The sequence below is a fragment of the Litorivita pollutaquae genome, assembly GCF_003205515.1.
GTDB classification, from domain to species: Bacteria; Pseudomonadota; Alphaproteobacteria; order Rhodobacterales; family Rhodobacteraceae; genus Litorivita; species Litorivita pollutaquae.
Genome location: NZ_KZ826485.1, coordinates 139,378 through 157,172, shown reverse-complemented (window position 1 = coordinate 157,172; position 17,795 = coordinate 139,378). Strand labels below are relative to the sequence as shown.

Annotated in this window: 19 protein-coding genes; 9 read left to right on the top strand and 10 right to left on the bottom strand. The window is 57.7% G+C overall.

Translation table 11 applies throughout. The annotated features are described in order from the left end of the window. Positions 1–210 precede the first annotated feature (210 nt). From DI396_RS10685 to DI396_RS10655, 7 genes are all read left to right on the top strand, one after another. Positions 211–825, top strand: a complete 615-nt coding sequence (locus tag DI396_RS10685; RefSeq protein WP_110796205.1) for a ribonuclease D — start codon at positions 211–213, stop codon at positions 823–825. Beyond that, positions 818–1,804, top strand: a complete 987-nt coding sequence (locus DI396_RS10680; RefSeq protein WP_110796204.1) for a KpsF/GutQ family sugar-phosphate isomerase — start codon at positions 818–820, stop codon at positions 1,802–1,804. Before DI396_RS10685 ends, DI396_RS10680 begins: the two co-directional genes overlap by 8 nt. A gap of 3 nt (positions 1,805–1,807) precedes the next feature. Further along, positions 1,808–2,443, top strand: coding sequence for a hypothetical protein (locus tag DI396_RS10675; RefSeq protein WP_110796203.1), 636 nt, complete (start codon positions 1,808–1,810; stop codon positions 2,441–2,443). Between the two features lie 5 nt (positions 2,444–2,448). Further along, entirely contained in the window at positions 2,449–2,949 is a 501-nt protein-coding gene (locus tag DI396_RS10670; RefSeq protein WP_407936309.1) for an LptA/OstA family protein, read from the top strand. Positions 2,950–2,952: 3 nt separating this feature from the next. Next, complete coding sequence (gene lptB / locus DI396_RS10665; protein ID WP_110796202.1) at positions 2,953–3,735, top strand: LPS export ABC transporter ATP-binding protein; 783 nt, start codon at positions 2,953–2,955, stop codon at positions 3,733–3,735. 260 nt (positions 3,736–3,995) lie between these two features. Beyond that, positions 3,996–4,568: a ribosome hibernation-promoting factor, HPF/YfiA family gene (gene hpf / locus DI396_RS10660; RefSeq protein ID WP_110796201.1), complete on the top strand. Its 573-nt coding sequence runs from the start codon at positions 3,996–3,998 to the stop codon at positions 4,566–4,568. A gap of 42 nt (positions 4,569–4,610) precedes the next feature. Beyond that, a complete protein-coding gene (locus tag DI396_RS10655) occupies positions 4,611–5,075 on the top strand; it encodes a PTS sugar transporter subunit IIA (RefSeq protein WP_110796200.1) in 465 nt (154 codons plus the stop codon). Between the two features lie 72 nt (positions 5,076–5,147). On the opposite strand, the gene DI396_RS10650 is transcribed toward DI396_RS10655, so the two are convergent. The 9 genes from DI396_RS10650 to cysQ all read right to left on the bottom strand — a co-directional run bounded on the left by DI396_RS10650 (position 5,148) and on the right by cysQ (position 15,581). Then, positions 5,148–6,596 (bottom strand): sulfotransferase domain-containing protein, encoded by a 1,449-nt coding sequence (locus tag DI396_RS10650; RefSeq protein ID WP_110796199.1) that lies wholly within the window; start codon positions 6,594–6,596, stop codon positions 5,148–5,150. A 6-nt stretch (positions 6,597–6,602) separates the two neighbouring features. Beyond that, positions 6,603–8,300, bottom strand: a complete 1,698-nt coding sequence (locus DI396_RS10645) for a DUF5927 domain-containing protein (protein ID WP_110796198.1) — start codon at positions 8,298–8,300, stop codon at positions 6,603–6,605. A 73-nt stretch (positions 8,301–8,373) separates the two neighbouring features. After that, complete coding sequence (locus tag DI396_RS10640) at positions 8,374–9,384, bottom strand: glycosyltransferase family 2 protein (RefSeq protein WP_110796197.1); 1,011 nt, start codon at positions 9,382–9,384, stop codon at positions 8,374–8,376. A 51-nt stretch (positions 9,385–9,435) separates the two neighbouring features. Then, the gene (locus DI396_RS10635) at positions 9,436–10,608 is read right to left on the bottom strand and encodes a glycosyltransferase family 4 protein (RefSeq protein WP_162617213.1); all 1,173 of its coding nucleotides are present in this window, start codon (positions 10,606–10,608) and stop codon (positions 9,436–9,438) included. A 67-nt stretch (positions 10,609–10,675) separates the two neighbouring features. Further along, entirely contained in the window at positions 10,676–11,659 is a 984-nt protein-coding gene (galE, locus tag DI396_RS10630; protein ID WP_110796195.1) for a UDP-glucose 4-epimerase GalE, read from the bottom strand. A gap of 41 nt (positions 11,660–11,700) precedes the next feature. Continuing rightward, positions 11,701–12,591, bottom strand: a complete 891-nt coding sequence (galU, locus tag DI396_RS10625; RefSeq protein ID WP_110796284.1) for a UTP--glucose-1-phosphate uridylyltransferase GalU — start codon at positions 12,589–12,591, stop codon at positions 11,701–11,703. 138 nt (positions 12,592–12,729) lie between these two features. Next, complete coding sequence (locus DI396_RS10620) at positions 12,730–13,983, bottom strand: glycosyltransferase family 2 protein (protein ID WP_110796194.1); 1,254 nt, start codon at positions 13,981–13,983, stop codon at positions 12,730–12,732. After that, positions 13,983–14,783, bottom strand: a complete 801-nt coding sequence (locus DI396_RS10615) for a 3-deoxy-manno-octulosonate cytidylyltransferase (RefSeq protein ID WP_110796193.1) — start codon at positions 14,781–14,783, stop codon at positions 13,983–13,985. Before DI396_RS10615 ends, DI396_RS10620 begins: the two co-directional genes overlap by 1 nt. Beyond that, complete coding sequence (gene cysQ / locus DI396_RS10610) at positions 14,784–15,581, bottom strand: 3'(2'),5'-bisphosphate nucleotidase CysQ (protein WP_110796283.1); 798 nt, start codon at positions 15,579–15,581, stop codon at positions 14,784–14,786. A 138-nt stretch (positions 15,582–15,719) separates the two neighbouring features. On the opposite strand from cysQ, the gene DI396_RS10605 reads away from it, so the two are divergent. Beyond that, complete coding sequence (locus DI396_RS10605; RefSeq protein ID WP_110796192.1) at positions 15,720–16,541, top strand: ABC transporter permease; 822 nt, start codon at positions 15,720–15,722, stop codon at positions 16,539–16,541. Positions 16,542–16,556: 15 nt separating this feature from the next. Then, complete coding sequence (locus tag DI396_RS10600; RefSeq protein WP_162617212.1) at positions 16,557–17,135, top strand: COG3650 family protein; 579 nt, start codon at positions 16,557–16,559, stop codon at positions 17,133–17,135. Here the strand turns inward: DI396_RS10600 and DI396_RS10595 are convergent. After that, positions 17,132–17,773, bottom strand: coding sequence for an alpha-ketoglutarate-dependent dioxygenase AlkB family protein (locus DI396_RS10595; protein ID WP_235851830.1), 642 nt, complete (start codon positions 17,771–17,773; stop codon positions 17,132–17,134). The genes DI396_RS10600 and DI396_RS10595 overlap by 4 nt on opposite strands. Positions 17,774–17,795: the final 22 nt, after the last annotated feature.

Genomic DNA, 17,795 nt, shown 5'->3' with positions numbered 1-17,795 from the left:
CATACCTGCGGGAGGGCGCATATGCGGCCGAATGGCAGCGCCGGATTCTTTTTCGGATAGCCCCGCAACAGGCCGTTGGCCGCTTGCCTCGCAGGGATTTCAATGGCGCCGAGGGTGCATAGCCTTGGCAATTGCGCCTTCGCGGTCCTATATAGCGCCAATAGAGACCCGCGCGTGAACCGCTCGCAAGACAGACCAAAGGATGCGTGAATGACCAACCACCTTTATCAAAACGATTTGCCCGATGGGCTCGACATGGGGCCGGTCGTGGCGATTGATTGCGAGGCGATGGGGTTGCATGCGCACCGCGACCGGCTATGCCTTGTGCAACTGTCGGGTGGGGATGGCAATGTGCATCTGGTGCAGATCGCCAAGGGCCAGCGTGAGGCGCCGAACCTTTGCGCAATGCTCGAAAATCCTGATGTGCTCAAGCTGTTCCACTTCGGCCGCTTTGACATTGCGGGAATGTATCACACATTCGGGGCCTTGGCCGCTCCGGTGTATTGCACGAAAATTGCCAGCCGTCTGGTGCGCACCTATACGGACCGTCATGGGTTGAAAACACTGGTGCAGGAGATGTTGGGTGTTGATATTTCCAAGCAGCAGCAGATGAGCGATTGGGGCGCGGAAGAATTGAGCGCGGCGCAATTGGACTATGCGGCTTCGGATGTTTTGTATTTGCACCGTTTGCGCGAAGAAATGAACAAACGCCTTGAGCGCGAGGACCGGATGGAATTGGCGCAGGCCTGCTTTGATTTCCTACCGACGCGCGCAAAACTGGATATCGCCGGTTGGCCCGAGACGGATATTTTTGCCCATGCCTGAGTTGGAAGATAGCGCTCGCGCGGCCGTGTTTTTAGACGCCGCGCGCCGTGTGATCGGGATCGAGGCCGATGCTTTGGCTCAGCTCGGCGCGGGCTTGGACGACAGTTTCGCCGAAGCCGTCGAATTGATGCTCGCGGTCCAAGGCCGTGTGATCATTGTCGGCATGGGCAAGTCCGGACATATTGCGCGCAAGATTGCCGCCACATTAGCCAGCACCGGCACACCGGCGCAATTCGTGCATCCGTCCGAAGCCAGCCATGGCGATTTGGGCATGTTGACACGCGCCGATGTTGTGATGGTGCTGTCCAATTCGGGCGAAACGCCGGAATTGGCTGATGTTATTGCCTATACGCGCCGTTTTAATATCCCGATGATCGGCGTCGCCAGCCGCGCGGAGTCGACGTTGATCAAGCAGTCTGATGTGCGCATCGTGTTGCCCCGCGCCGAGGAGGCTTGCGGCACCGGCGTCGTGCCAACCTCGTCAACGACAATGACGCTTGCCCTTGGTGATGCTTTGGCCGTGGCCTTGATGGAGCATCGCCAGTTCACGCCTGAACATTTTCGCGACTTCCATCCGGGTGGCAAATTGGGCGCGCAGCTGAGCCGTGTGAGTGATTTGATGCATTCGGGGGCGGCTTTGCCGTTGATCGGCATGGACACGCCGATGGGGGATGCCTTGCTTGAGATCAGCCAGAAAGGTTTTGGCGTGGTTGGGGTAACCGATGTCGAGGGACGCCTTGCGGGGATCATCACCGATGGCGATTTGCGTCGCCACATGGACGGGCTTTTAAGCCGTACCGCCAAAGATGTGATGACCCGCGCGCCTTCGACGCTCACGCCGGAGGCTTTGGCGGAAGAGGCCGTGGCGGTGATGAACGCCCGCAAGATCACCTGTTTGTTCGTGGTTGACCCGACGGGCAATGGCGCGCCGGACGGGTTGTTGCACATCCACGATTGCCTGCGCGTCGGGCTCGGATAAGGCGTGGCGCGCGAGAACCTTCACTCGCGGGTGGTGGCATGGCTGAAAATCCTGCTGCCTGTGGCGGCGCTTGGGTTGTTGTCGACACTTTTCTTACTGTCACGCAGCAACGAGCCAGCGGACTCCATCCCATTTGCCAAGGCTGACCTCACCCAGCGTGCGGCAGAAGAAGGCATGACTGATGCCTCGTTTTCCGGCGCAACGATGCGGGGCGATATGGTGCAGTTTTCGGCGGCAACGATGCGGCCTGACCCGGTGGACAACCGGCAGTTTTTGGCCCAGGCGGTGAGCAGCCGCATCGCGCTTGCCGGCGGTGGCGTGATCAATCTCAGTGCGACTTCGGCTCAAACCGATGGCGGCGCAGTGCATGTGGTGCTGGATGAAGGCGTGGTTCTGTCCAGTTCGACCGGCTATGACATCACCACCGATCAGATCCGTGCGGATATGAGCATGCCCTATCTTGAAACCGCCGGTGAGGTGGTTGGGCGCGGTCCGGCAGGTGATTTTACTGCGGGTAAAATGCAGCTATCGGCCCCGAACGGAACCGGAGATGCGCAATTGCTTTTCACACAAGGCGTCCGGCTGATATACCGTCCGGCAGGAGGCTCGGCCGCGAGCCCGAATGAGGATAAGGAGTGACGCGAGTGTCCGTTGAAAAATCCATTGCCGCCTACGGGTTTTGCTTGATTGCGGCGGCATGTCTTTGGATTGCAGGTCCGGTTGCGGCGCAGGGCGTGGCCTTTGGCGCGATGGCGGACCAAGGCGATGCACCGGTCGAGGTGACGGCGGATAATCTCGCGGTCAACCAAAGCGATGGCACCGCGATCTTTACCGGACATGTGGTGATTGCCCAGGGCGCCATGAGATTGGCGGCCCCCAAGGTCTTGGTGATCTACGCAGAGGCGAGTGAACGGATTGAGCGGCTTGAGGCCAGTGGCGGCGTCACATTGGTGTCTGGAGAAGATGCCGCCGAGGCCCGTAACGCGCGCTATGATATCGACGCCCAAGTGATCGTCATGGAGGGTGACGTTCTGTTGGCGCAGGGACCGTCGGTTATGTCGTCTGAGCGGATGACTGTTGATTTGGAAAAGGGCACGGCGCAAATGGGTGGCCGTGTGCGTACGATCTTGAAGCAAGGCAAATAAGCAATGGGTGAGCTAACGGCAAACGGTGCAGGCGCGCCGCAATTGACGGTGACCGAAGGCACATCGGGGTTGCATATTGTTAACCTGCGCAAATCCTACAAGAAACGTGTGGTGATCCGTGATGTGACGATCGATTTGCAACGGGGCGAGGTTGTGGCTTTGCTTGGCCCGAATGGCTGCGGCAAGACGACGACATTCTACTCGATTGCGGGATTGGTGTATCCCGAGGGCGGTCACGTGATGATTGACGGGCGCGATGTGACCGGATTGCCGATGTATCGCCGCGCCAAATTGGGCATCGGGTATCTGCCGCAAGAAATGTCGGTGTTTCGCGGGCTTAGCGTCGAAGATAACATCGGGGCGATTCTCGATATCACGGTGAAAGATCCGCATAAGCGGCGTGAGCGTCTCGAAGAGTTGCTGTCCGATTTTTCAATTGAACACCTGCGCCGTGCGCCGGCATTGGCCTTGTCGGGCGGCGAACGGCGTCGGGTCGAGATCGCGCGCTGTCTGGCCGCCGATCCGAAGTATCTTTTGTTAGATGAACCTTTTGCCGGCGTTGACCCGATTTCGGTCGGTGATATCCGGCATCTGGTCTCGGATTTGAAAAAACGCGGCATCGGTGTATTGATCACCGACCACAATGTGCGCGAAACGCTCGAGATCGTTGATCGCGCTTATATCTTGCACGACGGCAAGGTTTTGATGTCCGGCACCCCCGACGAAGTGGTGCGCAACGAGAATGTGCGGCGTGTTTATTTGGGCGATAACTTTAAGATCTCTTAACGCCCGCGCAAGAAATCGCGCATGTATCGGGGATTCTTTTTGCCCATGTGGATTGACAACATCGTGGGATCGGGCGTCAAATAGGGTATGACATTCGTGCTTCTTGCCTTGCTTTCTTGTGCGGCCTTCTCGTTGGGGCTGAACGTGGCTTCGCAAAGCCGGTGTCTCATCCCAGCATCCGGCTGCTAACATTTCAGCTCGCGCGCCGATGGTGCGCGAGGCTTGATTAGGCTGCCGGTGTGTCATGTAAAGGAGACGACATGCGCTACCAGATCAGTGGAAAACAAATCGATATCGGCAAGGCGTTGCAAACCCATGTTCAAACCGAATTGGGCGAAGCAGTAAGTAAATATGCCGAGCGTCCGACTGACGCACAGGTGATCTTCTCCAAAAGTGCGAGCGAATTTGTGTGCGAGGCGACGGTGCATTTGTCCACCGGATTGACCGCGCAAGCCAAAGCGCACGAACACGAAATTTACGCCGCTTTTGACAGCTGCTGTGCCAAGTTGGAAAAACAATTGCGCCGCTACAAGCGCCGTTTGAAAGACCATCACAGCAACCGATCGCAGCCAGTTGAACTTTTTGCGGGTTCCTCGTATATCCTCGCCTCAGATCACGCGGATGATGAAGATTCGGAACCCGAGACACTGCAACCGATTATCGTGGCCGAGATGGAAGCGAAGATTCCTTCGCTGTCAGTCGGCGAAGCGGTGATGCAGATGGAACTCGCAAATGCTCCGGTTCTGATTTTCCGCAATGAAGGTAACGAAGGGGTCAACGTGGTATATCGTCGTGAAGACGGCAATATCGGTTGGATAGATCCCAAGAATTGAGGCGGCGGGGTTTACCCACGCAGTCGGAGCGATATACGGACTATGGAACTATCCAAGATCCTCAAGCCTGAGGCGGTCAAGGTAATCTCGGCGGCCTCAAGCAAAAAACGGCTATTGCATGAATTCGGGGACCTTGCGTTCTCCGCCTATGGTATTCGTGCGGGATTGGCTGTCGAAGCGTTGCAAGAGCGCGAGAGCCTCGGTCCGACCGGAGTGGGTCATGGCGTGGCCCTGCCTCATGCGCGGATCGACGGGATCAGTGATGTGATCGGTGCGTTCATCTTGCTCGAAAAACCGGTCGATTTCGAAGCCGTTGACCGCCAGCCGGTCGATATCGCTTTTGCGCTTTTTGCGCCCGAAGATGCAGGGGTCGAGCACCTCAAGGCGCTGGCGCTTGTTTCTCGGACCCTGCGTGATGCCCGTGTCTGTGCGAAATTGCGTGCCAATGCAGATGCTGCAACGCTTTACACGATCCTGACCGAAAGTCCGGCGGTGCAAGCGGCGTAACGCCATGCGGAATTTTCAACTTTAAAACGGCGCGCGAGATTGCGGGCCGTTTTGTGTTTGGTGGGTTCTGACTTATGCCGTCTCGGCCCAAGGGCCAAAACCGAACATCATGTAATCGCGTTGATAGATATCCGCGATCATGGCTTCGATGTCACCGTCATAGATATCGGCCAATGCAAACGGAGCATCGTCCCGCGCGGCAACGGGATCGGGCGGGTCGGTGCGGCCAACCTGATGGGCAATGGCGGGCAAATAGGCTTCCATCTCGTCTTCGCGCAAAATGAAATCCGGCAGGGCAAAGGTGCCAAAGCCTTGCACCGTATTTGCGGCGCTGGCCCAAGTGCTGTCGATGCGCACGCCGGTTTGTCCGGCAAGATTGGCCTTTAAAAAGGTCAGGAAGGCGACGAAAGCTTCGCGGTGGGCGCGGCGATCATAGGCCCCATCGGGCTTTTCCATCGGCCCCTGTCCCGGGATCGGCAATTTATAAAGTTTGCGCAGGGTTTTGCGGATGTCGGAATAGGCCGCAGTGCCCGTGGACAGAATATGTGTGCAAAACGCATGATGGGCGCGGGCGGCGGGATGGCGCAGCACGGTGAAGGTCCGGTGGCCGGTATGGCCGCGCTTCCATTGCCGCAGCGCCTTTTGGTTGAATTTGGTTTGCAAGGCGCCGGTGTCCACCCCGTCGAGCGCTGCCATCCAGTCTTGCACCTGCGCCTCCGGTCCGCCGCGCACCGGTAGGTAGAGCAAGGGCGCGGTGGCACAGGCTACATAGGAGGGCACCACAGGGCCGCGGCGCGGTTCAAAGTTCGGAGTGCGGGTCAGGTTGAAGGTATCCAGCCGCACCAAAGCCTCCTCCATGGCCTCGAAATTCTCGACCTTGTCGGAAATCGGGCTGGGATTTTGTTTCTTCAGCTTCTTATCGAGGCTGTCCAAGGCTTCATCCAGACCGAGATATTTGGCTAGGCCGTTCATCACCTCGACGCTTTGCAGGTCTTCATAAGCGACATAAAATGCAGTTTGACCAGAACATTGCAGCGTGTTGAGCAGGGTGACCTGAAAGGCTTGCAGCTTGGCGAGATGGCGCTCGAATTCATCACGGTCGAATTCGGCCTTGCCGTCCTTGCGGCGTCGCGCATCGGTCAGCTTCCATTGCCCGGTCGCTTGGGCAATTTTCCAGCTGACGTAACTGTCTACCGGATTGCGGGTCAGGATGATCTTGGCGCAGCGCGGATCATTGAGCGTCATGTCCAAGGCGCGCGGGTCGTGGTCGTGGAAAAACCGGAAGCCCCCCAATACGCCATTCTGTGCTTTGACCGTTTCGATCAAACGCGCGGGGTCGCCTTCGCGCATGGCTTGAGTAACCCCAAGGATATTGTCGACATTCGGATAGCCAATGAAATGCGGATTAAAGGCTTCGCCGTGGCATTCGATGCCCTCAAAGGCGTTGAGGTTCGCTTCCAGAAAATTCGATCCGGTGCGCATTTCGGCAAAAACGACGAAGTAGTCAAAACGGGCGGTCATTGGGTATTACTGCACCAGATAGGGTTTGCGCGATTTACGCGGGGCGAGGTTTTTATCATTGGTAACAGGGAAATCGCCCATGAGATAGGGATGCATTCCTTGGTTTTTGAGGTTCTGCAAGAACTGGCCAAATCCCGAAAGATCGACCATTTTCGGGGCTTCGGCCAAGCGGCGCATGTTCTTTGGGCCGATCTCGTCGATGATGGTCTGCAAAGGCTCCATCGGAGCTTCGATAAACTCCGCCATGGACCAGATGCGAATGCGGGCCTTGCTATAGGGGGACCGCAGCACGTCGAGATGTTGGCTTTCGATGCGTTGAAGGCGCGCGGCTTCGGCGCGGATCTCGGCAAAATTCTTGTTGGAAAAGAAAAGCGGCACCGCCCATGCGCCGCTAATTACGCTGATCTGGGCGTTGGGATCTTTGGCAAGATCCCAGCTGATGTCCTGATTGTCGCGGGGGCCGAATTGAAAGCATTGCCGTTCGCCGCGGGTGTTCCAGATCAGGTTGGTGAGAAAGCCTTTGGGATTGTAATCACGTATTGCGGCACTGTCGCTCAGTGCGCCGTTGATGATGTTTTGCCCGCCGTGATATTCCACCTGTTCGGGGCCATAAAGATGCCCGTGCACCCGTGCACCCGTGGCTTTTCCGAGCCATGACTCGAAATCCTCAAACAGGTCTGAAAACCCTTCGAACACCGAATATTTTGACGAGGTCATGCCGTTGTCCCACCCGTCGTTGGGCCACCGACCCTGCATATAAAGGCCGGGGCGGCCACGGGTGCGGCGCTCGACGGCCTTGGCGAAAATCCGGTCGATTTTACCAGGGTTGGGCTCCGTGCGCTTCATTGCGCCGGCGGAATCGGTCAAAAATGCATCATACAGCCGGTCCGCGTGGGGCCAGATTTTGCGGGCTACAAAACAATCGGAGCGGCGCAACAGTTGCAGGTGATCGTCGTAGAAAATATGCGGTTTGCCTTGAAAATCAAATTTGCTCAGCGTGAGTGAACGGCTTTCGATATTGGTGGAGTATTGCCGTGCCAGCGTTTGGAAATAGCTTTCGTCGGGAATCCAGACTTTGGAGAAATAGCGGTCATAGGTTGCGCGTTCAGGGTCTTCCAATATCGCCGACAGCGTTTGCCGCGTCAGGCACCACCACTGGCTCCCCATATGCGGGAGGATGCCATTGGGAATGCGGCGTTTGTAGCCAATCCGGCGTTGCAGCAAAACGTAACGGTCAAAAAGATACCGGTGTTTTTTCCACGAAAACGGAAAACGCATGGTGAAGCGTTCGTGATCCAATCCCCCCACCGTCCACGGCACATCCGCCGTTGTTGCGCTTTCAATGAAATCGGTGCGCGGGCGGCTGTCGAGATAGTCGATCAATTCCTGCACAGGCCGCAGCGGCAGGCAGGCGCCGGAAGCAAGGTAGACATGGCGCACATCGGGAAAGCTTTTCAGCATGAGTTCCGAAGCGGATTGTGCGCCGGCGACGATGCCCCATGTGCCCCATTCACATCGGTGCCGCACACATAATTTGACGTCCGGTATATCGGCCAAGGAAGCGGAGAACGCGGCATAGGTTTTGCGGGGCACGGCCTTGTCGACATGGATCACGACCGGACAGCCTGCCGCCGCCCAGTGACGGGCCACCTGCTCGGCCCGGGCCAGTGCTGTATGCACCAGCATAATGATCCCAACGCTCACCTGCGGTTGCTCCTGTGTTGGGGCGGCTCATTGGCCATGCCCCGGTATGTCCGTGCGCCCCGAAGGACCATTGTCAGGCCCAGTTGCCTTTTGACATCAACCCGAGGATCTCAAGTTGCCGCCAGTTGATATACTTCTCCGACCATTTGCACCAAAGTTCGGGGTCGTCCTGTAGCGTTTCTGCGTAGGCCTTGTATTCGACCGAAGCGGCATAATGCTGTTTGCGTTCCAATTCCTCGGCGGCCTTGGCGGTGAAGGTGTCGAGAAATTTCGTATGCAGCAAAACGCCGCTGGCTTTTTCGCCACCCCATTCATCATATACAAGGTTTAATCCGCGCGGCAAAAGCATATGGGTCGAGCTGACATAAGCGTATTTGCGGTCCCATTTCACCAAGGGGATCTTGTTCAATGCGGGTGCCTTGGCGGGTTTGTCGGGAAAAAACACCCGTTGGCGCGGTCCGCCCTGAATCCACAGATTGCCGAAGATTTTGTTTTTGGTGATGGTATAATTGCCGCTGTCGAACCAATTGGCGATTTGCAAAGGATCCTGGCCCGCTTGATAGGGTTCGGCGTCGATGCGACCCTTGGGATACATATCCAAAAGCATGGCAGAGAAGCTTTTGATCGACGAGGCGTCCAGCCAATCCGTCAGCGCCCGCAGGGGCCGCGTGTCGCAAAACGGATAGACCAAAAACTCATCCGGATCGACGACCAAAGCCCAATGCCCGTCGGCGTATCGCATTTGCAGCCAGTTCAGCCAGTCCACCCCAAAGCGCGCCCGCTTATACCCGGATTCGGTATGCCACAGGGATACGTCGGGTTGATCGGCCAGATATTCGGCGCTGCCATCGGTGCTGCCATTATCGACAATGAAAAAGTGGTTCACGCCGATATCACGGTAGTATTTCAAAAAGAATGGCAGGCGGATTTTCTCGTTGCGCAGGGTTGAAAACACCAAGATATCGCCACGACGGATATGCTTGGTGCGGTCTGCAATGGAGTTCAACTCACGCCGTTTCCGGAACGCACGAATGCGCCAGCGTCGCCGCTGAACCCTGAGCCGATAGGACTGCAGTGCACCCAAAACCGTATCCCCTTATCCTGCCGCGTTTTACGCAGGTCATGGGATGCGATATCATGCCATTCTTAAGACGGCATTGAAATGTGTGTCCCAATCCGGCGCAATGAAACGCGAAGGTATGCCTTCGTCTTTGGCGCCAGATGCCCGCTTGCCTTTGGCAAGACCCATAATAATCTTTTGCCAATGATACCCGTCATTTACCTCTGCGTAAACGGGTAAACCGCCGAGGACTTCGGTGAAAACCGGTAAGGGCGCGGCGACGATCGGACATCCGACCTGTGCCGCTTCGACGGCAGGAAGCCCATAGCCTTCGGCGAAGCTGGGAAACAACAATGCCCGGGCCCGGGACAGCAGCGTGACGATCTGGCCATCGGTGAGGTCGTGCAGCTCATGGATGGGGGCGTCAGCGGGCAGGGCGTCGAGCCGCGCAAAGACCGCTTCGTTTTGCCAGCCGCGTTTGCCGCAGATCAACAAATGCGGCACGTCACACGCGGGCATTTCGGCGCGCATCCGGTCCCAAATGTCGAGCAAAAACGCATGGTTTTTACGCGGCTCTATGGTGCCGAGGATCATAAAAAACGGCTTCTCATCTGCGGACAAGCGGTTGAGCACGTCGGGAAGCGGCGCGCCCGGGATGCTCTCGACGCCCAGATGGGCAACGATGGATGCGGGCGGCGGGGCAACCTTGGCCAAATGGGCCTCGACACGGGTGCGGGTATCTTGCGAATTGTAGATCACGCGATCCGCATAGGCGCCGATACGGCGTAGCAGAGCGGCAAACCGCAGCACCGCTTCGGGCCGCGTATATTGCGGGTAATCCAAGGGGATCGCGTCATGGATCAACACGTTTATTTGCGCCCGTGGTCCGTGGCGTAGGGCGTGGAGCACCCGATCGGTAAGGTTGGAATGTCCGGTGTTGAAATACTGCAAGCCGCGCGGCAGGGCGCGGGTCAACATCCGTTGCAAACGATGCGGACGGCAGCGGGTGATGGCGTGACGGCGCAGGTCCGATTGCGCGCGTTTTTGCATCGGGGAAAGCTTGCGCGCCACGCGCGACAAACGGTCCGCTGCGCCCCAATCGTGCGCGCCGGTGATCCGCGCAAGCACGGCATCTGCTCCGTCGCGGTCAAGCAAAACATAGCCATAAGTCGTGCGCGCAAGCGTGAAAAACGGGATGCCCGTGTCGGCCACCAAATGCCGCAGATAGGCAAGTTCTACACGGTCCACACCTGTCAAAACCTCACCGCTCCGACGGATCAGACGGGTGATGTCCAACACGCGCGCAGGCGGGGGATTATTTGTCGTAATGGCCAGTTTGGTGCCATTTCCACGCGTCTGCGATCATGGTTTGCAAGGTCGAACGCGTGGGTGTCCAACCTAATTCTTGTTCGGCGCGGGTCGATCCCGATACCAGCTTGGTGCAATCTCCGGGGCGGCGCGCGCCTTCGTTGAAGGGCACCGCGCGATTGGTCACCGCGCGCGAATGGTCGATGACTTCGCGCACCGAAAATCCCGATCCGGTGCCCAGATTGAAAACCCGGCTGCCTTTGTCCTTCTCGAGCCATTTGAGCCCCAAAACATGCGCATCGACCAAATCGCAAACATGGACATAATCGCGGATGCAGGTGCCGTCCGGCGTCTCGTAGTCGGTGCCGAAAATCGTTAGCGCATCGCGCTTGCCGTCAATCGCATCCAGCATCAGCGGGATGAGATGGGTTTCGGGCTGGTGGTGCTCACCCACTTCTGCCTCGGGGTCGGCGCCCGCGACATTGAAGTAGCGGAAGATGACATGGTTCAGTCCGTTGGAAGCCTCGAAATCGCGCAGGATGTCTTCGATGGCGCGTTTGGATGCGCCATAGGCGTTGATCGGATGTTGCGCGGAATTCTCGTCCAAAACCACGTTGTCTTGATCGCCATAGGTGGCGCATGTCGATGAGAATACAAAGTTATGGCAATCCGCCGCGACGGCCGCTTCGATCAGGTTCAGCGAGCCTACGACGTTGTTGCGCCAGTATTTCCCAGGCACCTGCATGCTTTCGCCAACCTGTGACAGGGCGGCAAAATGCATCACGGCGATGGGGGCATATTTGGCAAATACCTCGTCGATCCGCGCACGATCCAGCAAGTCACCCTTTTCAAAGGGGCCGAATTTGACCGCGTCTTCCCAGCCGGTGACGAGGTTGTCGAAGGTGACAGGCGTGTAGCCTGCCGCGCGAAGTGCCTTGCAGGCGTGCGAGCCGATATAGCCCGCGCCGCCTGTCACCAGAACATTGGTCAATGGTCGTTCCTTTGTCTTGGTCTTGTTGCCAACAAAGCCGCTTATTGCGCGGCTTTGTTCACATGAACGATTTCTTCGAGGAATTGGCGCAGCTCGTCACGCAATTCGTCGCGGGCGAGAGCAAAGGACACCGTGGCTTGCAGGAAGCCGGCTTTGGAGCCGCAATCGAACCGTTGACCACGGAAACGATAGCCATAAACATTACCATTCGGAATTTCTTCGGCAATGGCATCGGTGAGTTGAATTTCGCCGCCGGCACCGGATCGCTTCTGGTTCAGGTTTTGCAGGATTTTCGGCGTCAGGATATACCGTCCGATCACGGCAAGGTTCGACGGTTCGTCGCCGGATTTGGGCTTTTCGACCATGCCTTTGACCGAGACGAGCGATCCCATGTCTTCTTTGACATCCAAAATACCGTAAGCCGACGCTTTTTCCTTGGGCACTTCCATCGCCGCAACGATGTTGCCTTGGGTTTCTTCATAGGCTTCGACCATCTGCTTGAGGCAGGGCTTCTCGGCGGCGATCACGTCATCGGGCAAGATCACGGCGAAGGGTTCGTTGGCGATCAGCCGGCGGGCGCACCAAACGGCGTGTCCCAGGCCAAGCGCCTTGTGTTGACGGATATAGGCGATGGCGCCGCTGTCCATATTGGTGGCTTTGAGGATTTCCAAAAGCTCTTTTTTGCCCTTGCGGCGCAGATCGGCCTCAAGGGTGGGAGAATGGTCGAAGTAGTCCTCAAGCGCGCCCTTGCCGCGGGACGTTACAAAGATGAATTCCTTGATGCCTGCTTCACGGGCCTCGTCGATTGCGTATTGGATCAACGGGCGGTCTACCAGCGTCATGATCTCCTTCGGCACCGATTTCGTAGCAGGGAGGAAACGCGTCCCCATGCCTGCGACCGGGAAAATTGCCTTGGTAATCTTTTTGCGCATCATTCACTCCTGAAAATATATTTGCCCGCAGCACCTTGGGATGCCGCATCTTATCATCTCGTTCGTCTAGGTCATATGACAATAGGGGGGAATTATGGAAAGCTGGGCTCAAAATTCGGGCGATGTGCTAAATATTCATCAAAATTCAGCCAAACCACGGGCGCCGGCGATGCGTTTGGCTTCGGCTCTGGCGCGCGACGCAAGGCGCCAGATCTTGAAAATTGGGCCGTTGCGCTGGCTGCGGCCAAAAAGCCCGCCCCACTGGAGCCAATAGCCCTCATTGGTGAAGCGTATTCGGTGAAATAGGGCGGTGTGCGAAAATATAAAAAGCGAAACTGTCCCACCAGACTCTGCACAGGATTTTGCCTGTTCTTTCAATTCTTTACGCTTGGAGAGAGGTCCAAATATCACGCGGTGACTACCGGTGCTCAGGGAGGCGAAAGCGCGAAAGCCGCAGGCAGCGCGTGACAGCGGCAGCAAGGGAGCGATTGCACGGCGTTGACCGTCATCTATTCCCGCGCGCAGGCTGCGTCGCAAGCGGCGGATATCACGCGGTTCGAGGCGTCCGTCGATCAGACAGGCAATAAGTCGCGCATCCTGCGCACGGATCTCTTCAGTCAGGCGTGTGGCCTGCTCCGATTCGGGACAGTGTTTGCGCAAGAAGACTGCAAGACTGGCGCCGATCTGATGCAGATCGCGGGGCGCACGGTTGGCGCGGCGGCGGGCAGAGGCGGCGTATCCGTGGTGGACTTGGGCCAGAGGCACGATGGCGGTGGCGTGACCCGATGCGGCCAGCCGCAGGTTAAGATCGCTTTCATCCAGATAGAACCGAAAGGCAGGATCAAACCCGCCCATATCGGCCAAAAGATCGCGGCGCACCGCCATATTGGTGCCTTCGGTTTTGATTGCGCGCTCGCGTGTCGGGTGCAAGACGGTGGCGCGGATTTCGTCGCTCATATGGATGTCGGCGGTGCGTGCGGCGCGGTCGATGCTGCGGGCTTTCCATTGAAAGCTGATGCCGTTGCGCCCCAATACATATCCCCCTGTGGTCATGACCTCGGGGTCGGCAAAGGGCGCGGCGAGATGGGTGAGCCAAAGCGGTTCGGGCACCGCATCATCGTCGATGAAGGCGACGATTTCGCCGGCGGCTTCGCCGATGCCAAGGTTACGCGCCGCAGAGATATTGGCAGTATCATAGGCGACGGTTTTTATCTCGCCGGCAAGACCCATGTCCTGCGCCACGCGCAGCCCTTCGGGGTCGGCGACGAGAATGATTTCATAGCTTGGATAATTCAGTCGCGCCACACCGGTGAGGCATAGGCGCAGCGCCGCAGCGCGCGCGCGGCTGACGATGATGACGGAAACCGAAGGAGGGGCTTCCGCAAGGCGCATTATTGCATGCCCATCTCGGCCATCATCGCTTCGATCCGTGGCACGTCTTCGGGGTTGTTGAGTTCCCAAAACTGTCTTCCGCGGGCCTCGACCTCGACGCAAAGAACAGGACGCCCGCGCTCCAAAAACCGCAGTTGTTCGAGGCCTTCAAGTCCCTCCAACGGACCGGAGTCCCATTTGGAATAGGCGGCAAGAGCAGAGGGGCGGTAGGCGTAGACACCGACATGGTGAAACACGGGGGTTTCATCCTCATCTGTGTAGGTTTTGGAGGTAAACGGAACGACTTCCTTGGAGAAATAGAGCGCATGGCGGTCCTTGCTGAACACCGCCGTGGTGCCGCCGACACGGCCCGCCTTGCGATCCTCCAACAATCCGTTCAAGGCCCGCGCATCACAGCGCAAAACCGGCGTCGCGACTTCGGCCATCGGATCGTTTTGCAATCCTTTGACCAAATCTTCGACGAACCAATGCGGGGTCAGCGGCGCATCGCCTTGCAGATTGACCACGATGTCATACCCGCCGCCGAGGTTTTCCAAGGCTTCGGCGCAACGCTCTGTGCCATTGGCGCAAGATTGCGAGGTCATCACCACCTCGGCGCCAAAGGCCTGCGCCGCGTCGCGGATGCGGTCGTCATCGGTTGCCACCACCACGCGGTCCACGCCACTGACGGAACTGGCCGCTTCCCATGACCGCTGGATCAGGCTTTTGGAGGTGCCGCCTGCGCCGGTCAAAGCGACCAGAGGTTTGCCGGGATAGCGTGTCGAGGCAAAGCGGGCGGGGATGACGACCAGAACCGGCATTTACGCGTCTTTCAATTCGACGCTTGGGCTGTAGGCGATGAAGAACGGATTGGCGTAGCCGTCTTTGCCATAGACCAGAGGGGAATGATCGTCGAAGCGCACGACCTTGCCGCCGGCGCCGTGCAAAACGGCGTGACCTGCGGCGGTATCCCATTCCATGGTGCGGCCGACGCGGGGGTAGATATCCGCCTCGCCCGTGGCGATCAGGCAGAATTTCAGCGACGAACCGGCGCTTTTCATGTCCGCGACGGCGTATTTATTGATGTAGTCATCGGTGGCCTGATCGCGGTGCGATTTCGACGCAACGACGAGCAAAGCTTCGTTATTGGCATCAGACACTTTGATGGGCACCAATTCACCGACCTTGGCCGGGTCAAAGGGCGCGGTTTCTTCATAGCTGTCGCCGGAGCTGTCGGTGAAGAACATGCGGTCCTTGGCGGGGGCGTAGACCACGCCGCGTGTGGGGGTGCCGTTTTCGACATAGGCGATGTTGACGGTGAAATCGCCGCGGCGATGGACGAATTCTTTGGTGCCGTCCAATGGATCGACGATCAAGAATGTCTTGCCGGTGCTGTCGTGGGTGTCGGCTTGTTCTTCGGTGACCAACATCACATCGGGAAAGGCGGCGCGCAGACCGGCCGAGATCAGCGCATCGGCGGCTTCATCGGCGGCGGTGACGGGGCTGTCGTCGGATTTGGTTTTGACCTCGAAATCGTCCGAGTTGTAAATTTCCATGATTTTGTCACCCGCCAAAAGGGCAAGGCGGCGCATCTCGATGGTCAGCTTTTCGTAATCCAATGTCACACTCCAGAGTGGCAGGGCGCAGCGGCGCTCCTGTTTTGTTGATAATATAATTAGGGCCACTTATGGTATGACCCTAACCGAACGGCAAGAATTCCGTGATATAAAGGCCGCCTAAAGCGGAGCAGTGAGGCGATGTTTCAACAATCCCAAAATAGGCGGGGCCGCAATTCCGCGATGGTGATGGGCGAGCTTGTCTATCATTCCATTGTGCGATCTGTGCGCAAAAGCCACCGCAATGCGATGGTGTCGCTGCTGAGCAATATGTTGCAGGTGGCGATTTTCGTGCTGGCTTTTTATGTGATGTTTTCGGTTCTTGGGCTGCGCGGCAATGCGCTGCGCGGGGATTTCCTGCTGTATATTATGTCGGGAATTTTCCTGTATCTGACCCATTCCAAGACATTGGGCGCAGTCGTGGGGTCCGAAGGGCCGGCCTCGCCGATGATGAAACATGCGCCGATGAATACCATCGTGGCGATTCTGTCGGCAGCGCTTGGTACGCTTTATATACAGGTGCTGTCGCTGTTTGTGGTGCTGTTCATCTATTATGTCGCGGTGACGCCCTTTGAGATGGATCAACCGATTGCGGCCTTTGGCATGCTGCTGATCGCGTGGTTTGTCGGCGTGGCTTTGGGCGTGGTTTTACTGGCGATCAAACCTTGGGCGCCGGGGTTTGTGGGGATTTTCACCACGATCTACCAGCGGGCCAATATGATCGCGTCGGGAAAGATGTTCGTGGCGAATACGTTGCCAAGCTTTATGTTGGCGATGTTTGATTGGAACCCGTTGTTTCACACGATTGACCAAGCGCGCGGCTATGTTTTTATCAATTACGCACCACGCTATAGCTCGTGGGAGTATGCGTTGATCATCGGTGTGGTGTTGTTGATGATCGGATTGATGGGTGAATTTTACACCCGCCGTCATGCTTCGGCGTCGTGGAGCGCGCGCCGGTGATCCGCCGGGTTCTTTTTGCTCGTTGGGGCGGTGCAGGCGCAAAATGCGGCTTTGCCGGCCTATTATGATGTCACCGGCGTGGCATCGAATGACGCGTTGAATGTTCGGGCGGCGCCTGAAGCGGATGCGCAAATTTTGGGCACTTTGGCATTTGATGCAACGAATGTCGCGGTCGTGACGTTATCAGGGGATCGGCGCTGGGCGATGGTGGGTGCGGGTGAAGGCTCCGGTTGGGTCGCGCTGCGTTACCTCGCGCGGCAAGACGGGCAGGAAGACGCCTTGCCTGCGGGCCTGATCTGCAGCGGGACAGAGCCGTTCTGGGCCTTGATGATCGATGATAGGAGAGCCGAATTCTCGCTGCCGGACGCGCCGCCTATTGAGTTGCGCGTCGGGCAAAGCCTGTCGGCGATGGGGTATAGTGGGCGCTATGGATTGTTGCTCGAGGGGCAGGATCTGGGCGCCACAGCGATCATTCGCCGCGAGATGTGCTCTGACGGAATGTCGGACCGGACCTATGGATTTGGTGTCGATCTGATGGTTGGCTCATCTGCGTCAAACGCCTTCTATGCAGGGTGTTGCCGTCTTGAACGCTAATCAACCACCCGCAGCGTCAAGTTGATCCGCCCACCTTTGGGCATCAGTGGCGAAGCACCAAATTTAATCCGGTCTACGCCGTGATAGGTCAACCGCGCCGCCCCGCCCATTACCACCACATCGCCAGAGTGCAACCAAAGCGATTCGGTTTTGCCGCCCCGTTCGGGATTGCCAATGCGAAAAAGCGCTTCATTGCCGAGGGAAATTGACACAACCGGATAGGCGAAATCGGCCTCGTCGCGGTCCTGGTGCAAGCCCATTCGCGCGCCTTCCGCGTAGAAATTCATTAAACAACAATCGGGGGACCGATCCGTTTGCGATACTGCCCGCCAGACCTCCATGATGGTTTCGGGGATGGCCGGCCATGCTGTGCCGTCCGGATGCTGCGGCGCGTAGCGATATCCGCGCCGGTCCGAAACCCAACCGTATGTGCCCGAGGATGTCATGCGCACGGACATCGGTTTGCCATAGGGGGTCATTGGGGAAAACAACGGCGCGGCGCGCACCACATCACGCAGATCGGACAGCATGGCCTCCTGCGCAGAGGGCGTAAGGAAGGATTTATAAATCTCGAACCCCCGCAGCAGCAGAGGTTTGGCTGTGGTCGCATGCGGCATTTGTTGCGAATTGAGCGGCATAAAACCCCCTTTTGCCTTTGCT